Below are 14,519 nucleotides of genomic sequence, written 5' to 3' on the forward strand. Positions count from 1 at the left end.
CTAAATCAGCGTTATTTTCTCCTGTTTCGTCATCAATAACCAAAACTCGAATATTCTCAACTTCGGTGAATTTTTGACAGGGGGTAAAGGGGAGAGAACCATAAGCTGCCCCATCTGATGCGGTGGGAAATAGCTGATTTCTTACTGAGTCATCATCGGCAAAATAAAACTTTTTTCCGTTGGCAAATTGTAAAGACTTATTTTCAAACCTTTGTAATTCTTGTTCTGTTGTTTTATCCCCCTCGTAAACCGTTCCCAAAGTAAAGGTTGTCTCTGGGAATAAATATTCAGCTACTGTGTTATTAAAAGTTTCTTGAATATCTAGATTTTGTCCTGTTTTGGTATCGAAATGCTGAACTTCTATCCCTTGTGATTGATAAGCCATGTTTTTCACTCCTCTGTCGTTTTTAAAATATTAAGTTTCAACTGAGTTAAACAGTAATAAAGTTTATTCAGAAAATTATGAGAATAACGGGGATAACAATCAACAAAATTTTGATTTTGTCCATTAACAGAAGAAAATCCTATCTGGTTATCAATCAATAACAAAGTTGATGAATAATAATTAGGAGGAATAGAAGAAGGAGTAATAGGGTGAGAATCCTCTAGTTTTAACTGATAAAAGTTAAATAATAAAGTTGAGGATTGGGTAATAGCATGAAGAGACTTTAACCAATGAATGGGTAATCCATTAATAGTAAAGACTACATAATAAAACTTTTCTGTTTCTAATTCTTTTATCTCAGAAATATCAGTAAGACTTCCCCAATTTGAGATAAACCAATTACTCGGATAACTATCTCTATCCCAAGTATTTATAGATTGAGGCACAGGGACTAATCTAGATAAGGTAAATTGTCCTGTTTGATCTATTAAATAAGGTAAGATTTTAGCTTTATCATTTTTAAGAAATCCCACATAAGCTTGATAAAGCACTTGTGAATGAGCTACGATGAGTTCTTGCCAACAATTATAATGGCAAGGATTTTTTATTAACATTGTTAATTGTCTATCAATTATATTACATAGGTTCAATCTCAAAAATTTTTGAGATTGAATGAGAAAAATTTGAACCAATCAAGACAACTAAGAGAAGTTGTGGGGAAAGTTCTCATAGTTGACTAATGATGATGAATTTTTACAGAAAAAGGGATTAGACTATACATTAGCACTTAGAAAAAAAAATTGCAACGAGGATTTTATGAAGCAAAATTTATCAAGCAGCGATCGCTATAATCAAATGGAAGGTTTAAGTATCGAAGAAAGCTTAAGTGAAGGATTAATCGATGTTGATGATCTGATTCCGTCTTATTCTTCGTTTGATGAGGAAGATTTTAATGATTTTGATGAGGATGAGGAAGAATTCGATGAGACAGCCGAAACTGATACAGAAATCGATCTAGATGAAATCCCTTCTTAGAAAAAATTAAACCCTGTTTAACAGGGTTTTAGCATTTTTTCACTTAACTTAAGGCTTGAATTAGCTCCACTTTGGTACATTTAGAAAAGCTCTTTCCACAAATAGATTTAATCTCGCTTTGTAGATTAAAATCTCTAATATATTGTTTCAGTTCTTTGAGTTTCATGGTAGTAAAATTAGGTTGTATGGGTTGACTAGGAACAGTGGAGATTTGAGGATTAGTAACAGGATTTAACGAAATTATTTTCTTCTTACTGGCTTTGGTTCTCTGATTATCTTGGGTGATAATTATTGATTCTTTGACTTCTGGTTTTGGATCAAACTGAGTCAAAAACGCTTCTTTTACTTCATTCGCAAAATTATCAATTCTTTCGACTTCTTGAGACGGTTTATTCTCCTGATTGTAAGTTAAGCAACTTAAGAAACAGAAAATAACGATGAAAAGGAAAGTAGGAAATAATATTTCGTTGATTGTAGCGAGCATGATGTTAAACTCCAAATAATGTTAGGTTTGCAGAAGTATGAGAATGATTAATTTGTGTAGAGATAAAATCATTCTTCAATAACTAAAATGGCGTAGCCAAAAGAAAAACATTTCTAGATAAATAGAAATGTTAATAAAAAAAAAGCCAATCTATTAAAAAGATCGGCTTGATTAATTAAACATTTAGTTGTTCAATAATTCTAGTAGCAATTTCAGGGTCATTGGGCAGAAATACTCTTAATCGATAATTAATCATCTCAGTAAAAGCACCAAGAGTTCTCAAATAATCAACCTCAACTCTTGAATGAACTGGGAAGATTTCTAACCGATAATTGTTAGCCACTCTAGACCGTTTAAGTTGCCAACGATTAAGGTTAATCGTGGTTCCTTCTTCCGCTACCATTTGATAAAGTTGTTCTGAAGTTAATTCTTCTTCACTATCAACCTCAAAGTTACGATAGATGCTATTAATCTCACCAGTATAAATCACTCGTCCTAATAAGGCTTGACCGCATTGTGTTACCAAACGATAGACCTTAATATTACCTTCTCCTAATCTATCCCAAATAGGGAGCAACAAACCTGTCACCAGATAAAATGTACTATATCGGTGAGTAGGAATTTCAGCTAAAGCGGATTCCCATTTAATTTGCCAATAATCAAACGTAACTTGCCTCCAAGTGGATTGATATTGATAATAGCTTTGGGATAGCTTTTGCTTGGTTCCATCAGGGAAGGTAAGCTGAATCCTAGCAGTGCTAGTGCCATCGGAGTTAAACAAGCTGCTGGTAGGATTGGTGATCGCCACATTGTTAGATCGTTCATTAACCACAAGTTGTCCTCCGTTAGAAGCCAGTTCTAGAGCCTCATCAACCGAGATTCTAGGTAGTGGATCTCGTCTCTCAATTTGATAGCAAATGGTTTGGCTACCGTTAGGATGTCGGTATAGAAATTGCTCTGAGAGAATGCGGAATTCTCCAATGAGCATCTCAACACCGCGTTCGTAGATTCCTGCATTGATGGCAGCTTCGATGCGGTTCTCTAATCGAACCTCAAACGCCTCAAAGAAACGGTTTTGTTGTGCGATAGGCAATCCTAATAAGCGGTTAAGAAACTGTTTGAGAGTGGGTAGTTCGGTTCTCAAAGTCCCATTTTCGTTAAGCAGGTATAATCCGGTTAATTGCTCAAACTGCTCAACCGAACAATCGGGAATGAAGTTTTGATACAAACTTTCAAAGAAGTCTCTCAAGGCAGCATTAGCGTAAATACTCTCCAGATTGTCTTCTGGACGAAAGATGTTTTGAGAACCGGCTTGCCTTTGTCCTTTGGTTAAGGCTCCTAACGAATCCAATTTGCGAGCTATAGAAGCTACAAACCGCTTTTCACCTTTGATATTGCTAATAACTGGACAAAATATAGGTGGTTGCTTTTGATTACTTCTATGGGTTCTTCCTAAGCCTTGAATACAATCCGATGCGATAAAACCTCCTGATAGTAAATAGTGCTTGCGAAGTCTTTGATTGATTGCTCCGATATCACTGTGGTAGCTTCTACCGGTAGCCCCAGCGAGGGAGAAGACCAAGATTCGTTTGCGATCGCTCATGAACGCATCAGTTTCAGCTAGATTAGCTTGAGAAGAACGAGACTCCAGTTTGTACTTATCGCCATCTCTAACAACTCGTTTGGAACGTCCAGTAATTTCAGCAACTTGCTCGGCTCCGAAGAACCAAATAAGCTGATCTAACGCGCAGGGAACTGGAGGCAAGAGGGCTAAAGATTCGATCAGTTCTTCCCTAAGTTCTAATGCTTCTCTGGATTCGACGGGTTTTCCTTCCCCATCAAGTACGGGACGAGTGCGTTCGTTGCCGTTTTTATCAGTATAAGTTTCGTGCAGTTGGGTAGGAAAGGCATGGAGTAAATACTCGAAGATTGATTCCTTGGGTGTAAGATCAATCTGAAGATCATCCCACTCATCGCTCGGAATTTGAGATAATTTGCGGTTGAGTAAGGCTTCACCAGTGCTAACCAGTTGGACAACAGCACAATGACCAGCTTCGAGATCAGATTCAATAGCACGAATCAAACTGGGTACTTTGATAGCAGTGATTAAGTGATCAAAGAACCTTTGGTTACGGTTCCAGAATAGTGATCTTGCTGCTAAACGAGTTTTAGCATTAGCTCTGGCAACGATTAAAGCTCTTTCGAGATTATTGAAAATTACTCTGAAAGCCTCGGCATAAGTGTCATAAATCTCTACCTGTTCTGGGGTAATTTCATGTTCTAAAATGTTGTACTCAACCCCTTGGTAGGATAGACTTCTAGAACAATAAACGCCTAATGCTTTGAGATCCCGACAAACTACTTCTAGGGCTGCGATGCCTCCTTGGTGCATTTGGTTCAGGAATTCAGAGCGAGATAAGAACGGTAATTGCCCTCCTAGCCATAATCCTAGACGTTCTGCATAAGCTAGATTATCTACTACAGTCGCACCAGTTGCGCTAACATAAAGCACACGGGCTTGTGGCAATTTACGCTGAAGTTCTAGACCAGCTAATCCTTGCTTGGAAGCTTCTTTGATCCCAAAAGTTGTGCGTTGGCTAGTCGAGTTTCCCATCGAATGACTTTCATCAAAGACAACAACTCCCGAAAAGTCGTCTCCTAGCCAGTTGATTAACTGCTCAATCCGAGAGCATTTGTCTCGTTTGGCAGCCGTTCTTAAGGTGGCGTAAGTAGCAAAGATAATTCCACTGGTGATATTAATGACTTCACCTTGTTTAAAAGCACTCAAGGAGACAATCTGTTCGGGTTTGCCACCTAAAGCTGTCCAATCTCTTTTGGCATCTTCTAATAAACTAGCTGATTTAGAAATCCAGACAGCTTTCTTGTTGCCTCTAAGCCATTGGTCTAAAATCACAGACCCTACTTCCCTGCCTTTCCCCGTGCCAGTCCCATTTCCGATAAAATAGCCTTTCCTGTGTTGATTTGCTCCTTCCTCCTCTTGATTACATAATACTAGGTCATCATGGTCATCAATGCGGTAATATCCTTCTAGCATTTGATTATGAGCATTGCCAGCATAGATTAAGGTTTCTAGTTGTGCTTCACTTAATAAACCTTCTGATAATAACCGTTGGGGTATCATCGGTCTGTAAGTGGGAACTGGTGGCTTGACGCTTGCCATTGCTGCGCTTTCGACTAATGGTGATGGGTGCGGTGAAGCTCCATCAATGGCGATCGCTTGTAATTCATACTGTGAGAATATTCCCTCATCAATAACAGAGCGATCGCTATCTTGCTTGATGCGATAGTTTAGTTCTATTACCTGTCCGAAATCACTTTCGGGGACATAGCGAGAACTTTGCGGTTGATGAACTTCCCTTTTAGGCGTAGGTGTAAAGAACCGTCTTTCACCAATAATAATCTCTTGTCGAGGTGGTAAGTTCGCTAATAATCGTTCTGTTTGGCCAAGGGATCTGATGCCATGAATTTGTGGAATGACCAACTGCTCGGATTTCTCAATCACCGTTAAACGGGTTTTGATTGATGTGCCGTGCTTATAATAGTTCTTTCCCGAAATCCCAACAGAGAACAACACTTTGTTCCTGGTGTCCCATCGTCGGGTTCTCATCATTTCGCTAAAGGAAAAGCCTTCTGCGGTAATGGCAACGAGTCTTCCCCCTGGTAATAATCGTCGTAGTGCCGAATACAAATGCTCAGTCGTGGCAGACTGATTGCGTTTCAGCATTTTGGGAGATGCACTAAACGGTGGGTTGATTAAGATAACTGATGGACGATATTCTGAATCCAAGAAATCGTCAATGTTCTCGGCATCAAAATCAAACAATGGTGCATCAGGGAATAATGCTGATAAGATTTCCTGGCGTTGGGGCGCAATTTCGTTGAGGATTAAGTTAGCCCCCTGGCGTTGAGCAAATGCGACTAACAAACCATTTCCGGCTGATGGTTCTAATACCGTATCTTGGTCAGTAATGGCGGCGGCCTTGTTAACAAGATAAGCCATAGGTAAAGGCGTAGAAAATTGTTGCAACGCTAACTGCTCAAGAGATCGCCTTGATTGAGTGGGCAATTTAGACATTAATGTGGTTAAAGCTTTGAGCGAAATATCTTCAGCTTCTCTTAACCACATTATTAAAGCCATTTCTAAATAATCATAAGCTAATCTCCAATCCCATTTACCTTCTGCATCGGTTCCTCCTATTTCAGCACTCATCACTTCTGATAATTGCTTGGATGTGATAGAACTATCACTCTGTAATAGTTCTAATAATTGGTTAGGAACTGATAATATTGATTGAGTTTTAACATTGCTCATGTAAAAAATCCTCGTTGTTTAATTCAGCGAGGAAACTTCCGTAAGGAAGAAAAAGGGCGATCACTCTTTTAGTTGTATTGACCGATAAGTTGAGGGCTATAATTAATAATAAGTAGAAATATTATTAAATTTATGGCTTTAGCAATTGCCCTTGAACCTACACCAATAGAGATTGATGCTCATGGTATTGTCAGAGTGGCTAAAACTCGTGTCACCCTGGATACGGTGGTAAGTGCTTTCTTAGAAGGATGCACTCCAGAGGAAATAGGGGAGCAGTATCCGACCTTAGAATTATCAGATATTTATCTGGTGATTGGTTACTATCTTAGACATCGAGAGGAAGTTCATAGCTATCTTGCAGAACGTGAAAGTCAAGCTATGATGATTCAGCAAGAGGCTGAACAACGTTTTAGTCCCATAGGATTACGGGAACGCTTACTAAACAGACGTAGTAAGTCTGTTTAGGTTAGAACAATGATAAAATTTCTCGCAGATGAGAACTTTAATAACCAAATTGTGCGAGGGATTCTGCGTCAAAATCCAGACATTGATTTGGTGCGAGTTCAAGACGTAAACTTATCAGGGTTTGACGATCCAACAGTGCTAGATTGGGCAGCTAAGCAAGAGCGTATTGTGTTGACTCATGATGTAGCAACAATGATAACTTTTGCTTACCAGCGTATCCAAGTGGGATTATCGATGCCAGGATTGTTTGAGGTGAGTCGTCGTGTCCCAGTTGGCTTAGCCATAGAAGAAATCATTTTAATCGCGGAGTGCAGCTTAGAAGGAGAATGGGAAGGGCAAGTAAGATTTCTTCCTCTAAGATAGGCAAAAGTCCTTTTTTACCGACGAAAAAGTACGATCCCAGAGCGTACAATGGCATTAACAATAGTTCTCTTTGGCTATGGCCACTACCACCACTACTAAACCCACCTCCAACAAAGACGAAACCTTAAACGGCGTTGTCGAACGCATCACCTACCATGCTCCAGATTCAGGGTTCACTGTGGCTAAAATGCAAGTGAAGGGTTTTCGGGATTTGGTGGCTATCATTGGTAACTTCCCCAACATTCAGGCTGGCATGACCCTATCGGTGCAAGGTTACTGGTATGACCACCCGAAACATGGCCAACAATTTCAGGTTAAGAACTACACTGAATCAAAACCAGCGACACTCACTGGTATCGAAAAGTATTTAGGTAGTGGACTCATTCGTGGAGTTGGACCAGTCACAGCAAAAAGGATAGTCGCCTACTTTCAGCTAGACACTCTTGAAATCATCGAAAACCAGATTGAGCGTTTAGTAGAAGTTCCTGGCATCGGCAAGAAACGGGTCAAGATGATTCAAGATACCTGGGCTGAACAAAAAGCCATCAAAGATGTAATGATTTTCTTGCAAGGTCATGGTGTCTCAACTACTTATGCGGTGAAGATATTTAAGCAGTATGGCAATAATGCGATCGCAATTGTAAGCGAAAATCCTTTCCAGTTGGCTATAGATGTACACGGCATAGGTTTTGCGACTGCCAATCAGATAGCGATACAGCTTGGCATATCCCCCTGGTCAAAATATCGCTACAAATCTGGGGTGTTGCATATATTAAGCCAAGCAGCCGAGGACGGTCATTGTTTTCTTCCCTTGCCTGAATTGGTTAATGAGGCGGTTGAATTACTAAGTTTTGATGACTTTGATGCCGACAAAGAAGCCGTCAGACAAATTGTTACCGACATGGTAGAAAGCGAGGAGTTAAAAGTAGAAGTGGCAGAAGGAGAAATGTGGTTATGCTATAAGCCCACATTTTATTACACAGAGGCCAACCTAGCTAAACTGTTACTAAAACATCTTGAAAAACCGGTAACTGTTGATCTCAAGCGTGTAGCGAATTGGATAGAACGCTACACCAAAAGTAAGAAGATTAAACTTTCCCCCCAACAAACAGAGGCGGTCATCAAGGCAGTTTCATCACGGGTAATGGTTCTCACGGGTGGCCCGGGTTGTGGGAAAACTTTTACCCAAGAAACCTTAACCTCGCTCTGGCAGGCCATGGGTAAAAAAATTGGCTTAGCTGCCCCCACTGGTCGGGCTGCACAAAGATTAGGGGAAATGACAGGACTAGAAGCTAAAACTCTTCACCGCTTACTGGAGTTTGACCCGAAGAAAATGGGTTTTAAACGGGATAAGGATAACCCCTTGCCATTTGATGCAGTGATTGTTGACGAGGCTTCGATGGTGGATTTATTTCTAGCACATTCGTTAATAAAAGCGGTCGCTCCAGACTGTCAACTTCTACTTGTTGGCGACTGTGATCAATTAGAGAGTGTTGGTCCGGGGAAAGTCCTTACTGATTTACTTGAATCCGGAAAAATCCCAGTAGTTAAATTGACCCAAGTTTTTCGCCAAGCCGCCAGCAGTGCCATTATCAGAAATGCCCATCAAATTAACCAAGGCCAATATCCTAAACTCGAACCGATTTCCCATAAGCCTAAATCAGATTGTTTGTTACATCCTGGGGGATCTAAACCTGAAGATAGTGTCGAAGCGATCGCTCTTTTACTCACTGATTTTATTCCCAAACAGGGCTTTGATCCCAGGAATGATGTACAGGTTTTGTGTCCCATGACTAAAGGTTTAGTGGGAACTCGTAACCTTAATCAAGTCTTGCAACAACTTCTTAACCCTTCTCACCCTGATAAGCCAGAAGTTACCGCTATGGGAAAAACCATAAGAGTTAGCGATCGTATAATACAGCTACGGAATGATTATAATCGTGACATATATAACGGAGATTTGGGGGTCGTTAAGGGCATCAATCACATTGAAAAATCTCTCACTATTCAGGTTAATGATAGGGACGTAGAATATGATTTCGCTGATCTTAATGAGGTAGCTTTAGCTTGGAGTATCTCAATCCATAAGTCTCAGGGGAGTGAATATCCTGTTGTGATTATGCCAATTTCGATGTCTCATTACGTCATGTTGTCCAGAAATCTGGTCTACACCGGACTAACCCGTGCTAAGAAATTGACCATCATCGTTGGGGACTCCAAAGCGATCGGGATCGCCGTTAAACAGGGTCATCGTCGGCAACGATATACGAGGTTGGTAGAAAGATTATCTGAGAAAACTCAAATAAGTTTCTGAAAACTTTCCCTTTTATGGTAACGTTTTGATTAATCAACAAAATCATAACAAGACAATTTTATGAATGATCCTGATTGGAGGTGCTGACTTCAATAAAGATATAAATAATCTTATTAAATTAAGTTTTCTTTACAGGGCATAACGTTATGCCTAAACCTTTTATTTGGAAAAAATTACTTAACTGATGACCAAAATTATTGCGTTATATAATCAATCTGGAGGAGTTGGTAAAACGACTCTTACTATGAATTTGGGATATCATTTAGGAGAAAAATATAGGGTTTTATTGGTTGATATGGACCCTCAATCATCTCTAACTGATTTTATGGGAATTGATGTTATGAGTCTAGAAAAAACGACTTATGATACTTTGATTCATGAAGTTCCACTTCCTATATTTTCGGGAATTCACGGAGTTGATTTTGCCCCAACTAATCTTAATCTTAGTAAGGCGGAAATGGAGCTTGTTAACGCTCCGTTGAGAGATTTTCGTCTCCGGAATCCCCTTGAATTAATCAAAGGTGATTATGATTTTATTTTGATTGATTGCCTTCCCAGTTTAGGATTTTTAAGTTATGTTTGCCTTATGAGTGCAACTCATGTTCTGGTTCCAGTTCAAACTCAATATAAGAGTCTTTGGGGAACACAATGGCTTCTAGAAACTCTTTTCAAAACTCAAAAAATTTACCCTGAACTCAAGATCGCTGGCTTTATCCCTACTTTGTATGATTCAAGAACTTGGCAAGATAAAGAAAGTTTAAAACAAATTAAAAGTCAACTATCCTCTTTTGGGATAGTTTATCCACCAATTAAGAGAACTATTTCTTTTGCCAATGCGTCACAAGCTCATGAACCTTTGGGGGTATATGAACCCAAAAATCCTGCAATTAAAACTCTGAAGGACATAACAAATAAACTAGCTCAACAAGATTAAACTCAATTAATATTATGCCAACTAAAAAACCACCATCTTTTCAAATGCGTTCTTCTGTTAGTAGCTTTATAGATACAGCAACAAAGTCTTTAGATATCTCTGACTCATCTTCTGTAAAAACTATTCCTATTGAAGTTATTCACCTTCCTCGTTCTCAGCCTCGACGTTACTTTGAGCCTCAACGGTTAGAAGAATTAGTGACTTCTATTAAACAGCATGGGATTTTGCAACCTTTGTTAGTCCGTTTAAAAGAGACAGGTGAGTATGAATTAGTAGCAGGAGAAAGAAGATATCGAGCAGCTAAAGAAGCTTTACTGACTGAAGTTCCTGTTATTATCAAAGAATTAAATGACTGTGAAGCATTACAACTGGCCTTAATTGAAAATCTACAAAGAGAAGACCTTAACCCTGTTGAAGAAACAAAAGGAATTTTAGAACTTCTAATGCTAAACCTTTCTTATACTTCCATTGATGAAGTAAAATCCCTTCTTTATCAAATGAAAAGAGCTAATGATAGTCAATCTAACTTAGACATTTTTAATCAAGAACCTGTCCAACTGGTTGTATTACTCTTTAAACAATTAGGCAGACAAACTTGGGAATCTTTTGTTAAAAATCGTTTACCCTTACTCAACTTACCAGAGGATATACTAACTGTATTACAAAATGGAGAAATTGCTTACACTAAAGCTAAGTCTATTGCTCAAGTAAAGGAAGTTGAACAACGTAAGCAACTATTAAATGAAGCTATTTCTGATAATCTTTCTCTTTCTGCTATTAAAGATAAAATTAAAGCTCTTAACAGTTCTTCTACTGCTTCTGAAAATCCTGCCAAACAAGTAAAAGATGTTGCTCAAAAAATTCGTCAACTAAAACCTTGGCTTAAAGACCGAAAAAAATGGCAACGAATTCAAAACTATACTCAAAAAATATCAGGCATCTTACAGGAAATAGAGGAAGCGACTTGACAAAAAAAGAGTCCCAAGAAGGGACTCTAATCTTTATTAGAATGGCATACGTTCTATTTGCTCATCACTTTCAGCGTCAGATTCAGCCTCAGACTCTTCATGATTATTATCTTGAACAGAAGAAGACACTTGAGCTTCGAGAGTTTTAACTACGGGATTAGTGTTTCCTGGTAGCTTGGGTAAACGTTCTCTTAAAGCATTCGTGACGGAGAATTTACCAGGGCTAAATTCCTCAATCTCAGTGATGATTAAGGTTAAGGGGGTATCAGGCTTCATCTGATGACCTGCTCTCAATAACAACTCACTATTACCTCTTGCCCAAACAACTCGACCATCCCCAAGATGGAGTTTGAAAGATTCTCCGTACTGGGTTCTCGTTGAGGAAATAGCTTTGACGACAAATTCCCCTACACCCAGTTCGTTCATCTTGATAACTTGTCCAGGCACTTGTCCGAGATAGTTAATAATAGGTTCTTCGTTGATGATGGCAGCATCAAGCTCTCCGACAGACAATTCATCGTTGTTATAGTCTAAAGAAATGCGAACTTTAAACACTTCTTTATCAGTATTGATAAAGTTAACTTCGGCTGTCGGGTATTCTTCTCCTTTGGCATCTTTGGCAGCTTTGACACTAATCTTGCCTCGCAAATCTCCTACAATCAAGCGATCGCTATTCTGAGTAACGGGTGCAACATTATCCCCAACTCGTAGGATAATCATATTACCATCACGAAAAACGCAAGGACCATAAACCCCAGTAGGAACTCCCCCACTAGCTTTAACGAGTAGAACACTGTTGGGATCAAAATTACTATTTTCAGTCATTCCTGAATCAGTAATCAGTTTTAATAAGCCTTCCTGCTCAACTTGTTGTAAATCTTTTAAACCTAAAGTATTCCAGGTCTGATTAAGATTTTCAACCAAGGTTAAGAAAGGAAAGTTTTCTGCCTCGAACGCATAAGTGTTGGATTTAGTCTTAGTCATTGATTTTGAGTCCTATATAATGATTATCAATAAGTAATGAAGCGTCAGCTTCAAAAAAAAAGAAAAGGGAAAATTAATTCCCCAAAAAATGCTAAATTATGGCAAGGTAATCAATATTCCACTTAATTAATCTACCGTCGTCTAATTGCACGGAAACTTGTCGTACCATGCCGACTTTTTCCACTTTACTAATAACAACTCCTGTGGCGTACAGTTCGACATTGATAACAGGTGCTGGAACAAAACTGATTTCGACAGGGGTTCCAATGGGAATATTTAGCAATTTCCCCTGAGTTCGGTTAATTTTTGCTTTATTCATGATTCATCCCCGTTCTTCTTAGGTTTTCTACGAGGAGCATTCTTGAATCGTACTTGTTTACCATAAGTAACTGTGGCAAAAGCTGATACGTCTTTTCCTGCTTGATGAGCTTGAGCGATTGCTTGTTTGTCAATAGTCCACTGAATTTTGGGTTGCCGATAAATTTCAGGTACATCAGCCTCTTTAAAAACCTCCACTGTGGGCTTGGGATTAGGACGAATTTCGATGGCTTTGTTATAGCCGATCAAATAATCATCAATTAGTCCGAGTTCAGCTAATCTCAATAGATTTTGCTTAAGTCCGTCGAGTTGCTTTTGTTTGCGCTCGATAACTTCATCGCACATCCGAGCTAATCTTTTCTTCTTGGTTTCCCATTCATCAATTTCTGCTTTTAAGTCTTTTTCGATCCAACAATAGCCATCTACTTTTGCTTGAGTGGCTTCGGTTAGATATTGTTGTAGTTCGAGAAATAAGCCATCTTCATCGTCATTAGACTCAAGAATTTGCAAGATTTGGTAAGCTTCGTAACATAAGTCTTGAAGCGACAAAGCGCGAAATCGGACTTGTAACTCTTTTGGAGACAATTCTCCATTTTTGTTAGGCATGATTTCCTCCTTAAAAAAACATAAAAAAAAGGCACTTTTAGGAAAAACGTACTAAAAGTGCGGTACAGTGTAGTAAGTAACTGATAGCTTCACTAACCAGTTACCAACGCCAAATATTAATAGTTATAGAAAGCTCCGTAATCTTGCCAGAGCATTTCTCTTTCTAACCATTCGTCATATCTTTGTTCTATTTTTTGTTGATCAGATTGAGAACAGTTATCATTTTGCGAAGTGAGTTGCTTGGTTTTCTGCATAATTTTGGTGAAAATAATGATAAATTTCACCAAAAATAATTGCGTCAGCAATCAAAATAAAGCGAACAAACTGAGTTGAGTTGGTGAATCATTGATTAATTTCTGGGCATAGTTTTCAGCCTGTTCTGGATTGTTTCGATCTATAAATTTTTTGGCTCCTTTAGGCTTCGATAAACCAGCAGTTGCTGAATCAGCAGTGTACAAACAATCCCAAATAATTGAGGATTTAAGCTTACTTTTTCCTAACCCAAAACCATGAAGTTTGAGATCAGGACGAGCTAACCTGATAGCTATCAAAATGCCTTCAATTTCTTTTAATTTCCTTCCAACTAAAGAACCTACTCCAACCCAAGTATTTTCCCTCAAGCGTTCGCCATATTGCTCTAAATGTCTTAAGTAATCATCAATACTTCCCCCTTGTATAACTGGCATAATATAGGGAATGTTCATCTCAATATTTTCAAAAGATTCTAAAATATCTTCATCATTGTAATCTGCCAAATCTGTACAATAATCAAGATAATTCTTAGATAGATTAAGATAGGATTGAGTTTCTAATTCTTCTAACTTTTCTATCAAAGAATCATAATTCTTTATAGTTAAGTTTTGATGATCTTTAATGGTTAGACCAGTTTTTTCAAGGTAAGTTGGTTACAGGGAAAATCTTGTGTGACAGCAGCTTGTAAGTTTCCGCACTCTTGCCAACGATTAACTAAGTTAGCATAGTTTTCTATTGAAAGATGTCCTTTTTCTGAGGTGATTCTAGTGAAGGCTCCACTATCAAGAATCCAGTTTTTAACTAAGAAATTGCTTTTTCTTTGTAGCAATCTATTAACAGAAACAAGACAGTAATCAAAAATTTTACAACCACTTTTGCCATTATTTGGCTGATGCCAACTTACATAGAAATTTTGCATGAGATTTACTCCTTGTTATCTAAGTTAAATTTTGAAAATAGCAATAATTTGACTAGGTTTAGACTTAAATTCTTTGTTGTACCGTAGTAAAGTATTTTGAGCTATTTTGGCATAGTATGAAATAAATAGTGTTTGGCTTCCCACTGAGTTCGAGTCCAT

General features: G+C 38.4%; 16 protein-coding genes. 6 read left to right on the forward strand and 10 right to left on the reverse strand.

What is annotated here, in order from left to right:
* Together CY0110_RS25815 and CY0110_RS25820 are read right to left on the reverse strand one after the other, a co-directional pair.
* Positions 1 to 385: hypothetical protein (locus tag CY0110_RS25815; RefSeq protein ID WP_008278587.1), on the reverse strand; the 385-nt coding region annotated here is incomplete at its 3' end.
* 5 nt (positions 386 to 390) lie between these two features.
* Positions 391 to 999: a hypothetical protein gene (locus CY0110_RS25820; RefSeq protein ID WP_008278588.1), complete on the reverse strand. Its 609-nt coding sequence runs from the start codon at positions 997 to 999 to the stop codon at positions 391 to 393.
* 202 nt (positions 1,000 to 1,201) lie between these two features.
* Between CY0110_RS25820 and CY0110_RS25825 the strand changes: the two genes are divergently transcribed.
* Entirely contained in the window at positions 1,202 to 1,420 is a 219-nt protein-coding gene (locus tag CY0110_RS25825) for a hypothetical protein (RefSeq protein WP_157464661.1), read from the forward strand.
* A gap of 43 nt (positions 1,421 to 1,463) precedes the next feature.
* Here the strand turns inward: CY0110_RS25825 and CY0110_RS28165 are convergent, their stop codons facing one another.
* Positions 1,464 to 1,904, reverse strand: coding sequence for a hypothetical protein (locus CY0110_RS28165; RefSeq protein ID WP_008278590.1), 441 nt, complete (start codon positions 1,902 to 1,904; stop codon positions 1,464 to 1,466).
* Between the two features lie 175 nt (positions 1,905 to 2,079).
* A complete protein-coding gene (locus tag CY0110_RS25835; protein WP_008278591.1) occupies positions 2,080 to 6,237 on the reverse strand; it encodes a strawberry notch family protein in 4,158 nt (1,385 codons plus the stop codon).
* A gap of 132 nt (positions 6,238 to 6,369) precedes the next feature.
* Between CY0110_RS25835 and CY0110_RS25840 the strand changes: the two genes are divergently transcribed.
* The 5 genes from CY0110_RS25840 (at position 6,370) to CY0110_RS25860 (ending at position 11,281) form a co-directional block, all read left to right on the forward strand.
* Positions 6,370 to 6,702 (forward strand): DUF433 domain-containing protein, encoded by a 333-nt coding sequence (locus CY0110_RS25840; RefSeq protein WP_008278592.1) that lies wholly within the window; start codon positions 6,370 to 6,372, stop codon positions 6,700 to 6,702.
* Between the two features lie 9 nt (positions 6,703 to 6,711).
* On the forward strand, positions 6,712 to 7,065 hold the full coding sequence (locus CY0110_RS25845) for a DUF5615 family PIN-like protein (RefSeq protein WP_008278593.1): 354 nt from the start codon (positions 6,712 to 6,714) through the stop codon (positions 7,063 to 7,065).
* Positions 7,066 to 7,141: 76 nt separating this feature from the next.
* Entirely contained in the window at positions 7,142 to 9,379 is a 2,238-nt protein-coding gene (gene recD2, locus CY0110_RS25850; protein WP_008278594.1) for an SF1B family DNA helicase RecD2, read from the forward strand.
* 184 nt (positions 9,380 to 9,563) lie between these two features.
* Entirely contained in the window at positions 9,564 to 10,313 is a 750-nt protein-coding gene (locus CY0110_RS25855; RefSeq protein ID WP_008278595.1) for a ParA family protein, read from the forward strand.
* 14 nt (positions 10,314 to 10,327) lie between these two features.
* A complete protein-coding gene (locus CY0110_RS25860) occupies positions 10,328 to 11,281 on the forward strand; it encodes a ParB/RepB/Spo0J family partition protein (RefSeq protein WP_008278596.1) in 954 nt (317 codons plus the stop codon).
* 36 nt (positions 11,282 to 11,317) lie between these two features.
* Here CY0110_RS25860 and CY0110_RS31225 read toward each other — a convergent pair whose 3' ends face one another.
* From CY0110_RS31225 to CY0110_RS25885, 6 genes are all read right to left on the reverse strand, one after another.
* Positions 11,318 to 12,265 carry a hypothetical protein gene (locus CY0110_RS31225; protein ID WP_008278597.1) on the reverse strand — a complete coding sequence of 316 codons (948 nt, stop codon included), beginning with the start codon at positions 12,263 to 12,265 and terminating at the stop codon, positions 11,318 to 11,320.
* Between the two features lie 91 nt (positions 12,266 to 12,356).
* Entirely contained in the window at positions 12,357 to 12,584 is a 228-nt protein-coding gene (locus tag CY0110_RS25870) for a hypothetical protein (RefSeq protein WP_008278598.1), read from the reverse strand.
* A complete protein-coding gene (locus tag CY0110_RS25875) occupies positions 12,581 to 13,189 on the reverse strand; it encodes a siphovirus Gp157 family protein (protein WP_008278599.1) in 609 nt (202 codons plus the stop codon). Before CY0110_RS25875 ends, CY0110_RS25870 begins: the two co-directional genes overlap by 4 nt.
* Before the next feature lie 116 nt (positions 13,190 to 13,305).
* The gene (locus CY0110_RS30610; RefSeq protein WP_008278600.1) at positions 13,306 to 13,443 is read right to left on the reverse strand and encodes a hypothetical protein; all 138 of its coding nucleotides are present in this window, start codon (positions 13,441 to 13,443) and stop codon (positions 13,306 to 13,308) included.
* A gap of 51 nt (positions 13,444 to 13,494) precedes the next feature.
* Entirely contained in the window at positions 13,495 to 14,022 is a 528-nt protein-coding gene (locus CY0110_RS25880) for a deazapurine DNA modification protein DpdA family protein (protein WP_008278602.1), read from the reverse strand.
* 44 nt (positions 14,023 to 14,066) lie between these two features.
* Positions 14,067 to 14,360 (reverse strand): hypothetical protein, encoded by a 294-nt coding sequence (locus CY0110_RS25885; protein ID WP_008278604.1) that lies wholly within the window; start codon positions 14,358 to 14,360, stop codon positions 14,067 to 14,069.
* Positions 14,361 to 14,519 lie beyond the last annotated feature (159 nt).

Origin of the sequence: Crocosphaera chwakensis CCY0110 (genome assembly GCF_000169335.1) — a bacterium.
Classification (GTDB): Bacteria; Cyanobacteriota; Cyanobacteriia; order Cyanobacteriales; family Microcystaceae; genus Crocosphaera; species Crocosphaera chwakensis.

What these genes read in the sequence shown, in the direction of transcription:
- CY0110_RS28165 (WP_008278590.1), bottom strand. Translation starts at nt 1,904, where the DNA reads ATGCTCGCTACAATCAACGAAATATTATTTCCTACTTTCCTTTTCATC.
- CY0110_RS25840 (WP_008278592.1), top strand. Translation starts at nt 6,370, where the DNA reads ATGGCTTTAGCAATTGCCCTTGAACCTACACCAATAGAGATTGATGCT.
- CY0110_RS31225 (WP_008278597.1), bottom strand. Translation starts at nt 12,265, where the DNA reads ATGACTAAGACTAAATCCAACACTTATGCGTTCGAGGCAGAAAACTTT.
- CY0110_RS25845 (WP_008278593.1), top strand. Translation starts at nt 6,712, where the DNA reads ATGATAAAATTTCTCGCAGATGAGAACTTTAATAACCAAATTGTGCGA.
- recD2 (WP_008278594.1), top strand. Translation starts at nt 7,142, where the DNA reads ATGGCCACTACCACCACTACTAAACCCACCTCCAACAAAGACGAAACC.
- CY0110_RS25825 (WP_157464661.1), top strand. Translation starts at nt 1,202, where the DNA reads ATGAAGCAAAATTTATCAAGCAGCGATCGCTATAATCAAATGGAAGGT.
- CY0110_RS25875 (WP_008278599.1), bottom strand. Translation starts at nt 13,189, where the DNA reads ATGCCTAACAAAAATGGAGAATTGTCTCCAAAAGAGTTACAAGTCCGA.
- CY0110_RS25855 (WP_008278595.1), top strand. Translation starts at nt 9,564, where the DNA reads ATGACCAAAATTATTGCGTTATATAATCAATCTGGAGGAGTTGGTAAA.
- CY0110_RS25835 (WP_008278591.1), bottom strand. Translation starts at nt 6,237, where the DNA reads ATGAGCAATGTTAAAACTCAATCAATATTATCAGTTCCTAACCAATTA.
- CY0110_RS30610 (WP_008278600.1), bottom strand. Translation starts at nt 13,443, where the DNA reads ATGCAGAAAACCAAGCAACTCACTTCGCAAAATGATAACTGTTCTCAA.
- CY0110_RS25820 (WP_008278588.1), bottom strand. Translation starts at nt 999, where the DNA reads ATGTTAATAAAAAATCCTTGCCATTATAATTGTTGGCAAGAACTCATC.
- CY0110_RS25885 (WP_008278604.1), bottom strand. Translation starts at nt 14,360, where the DNA reads ATGCAAAATTTCTATGTAAGTTGGCATCAGCCAAATAATGGCAAAAGT.
- CY0110_RS25870 (WP_008278598.1), bottom strand. Translation starts at nt 12,584, where the DNA reads ATGAATAAAGCAAAAATTAACCGAACTCAGGGGAAATTGCTAAATATT.
- CY0110_RS25860 (WP_008278596.1), top strand. Translation starts at nt 10,328, where the DNA reads ATGCCAACTAAAAAACCACCATCTTTTCAAATGCGTTCTTCTGTTAGT.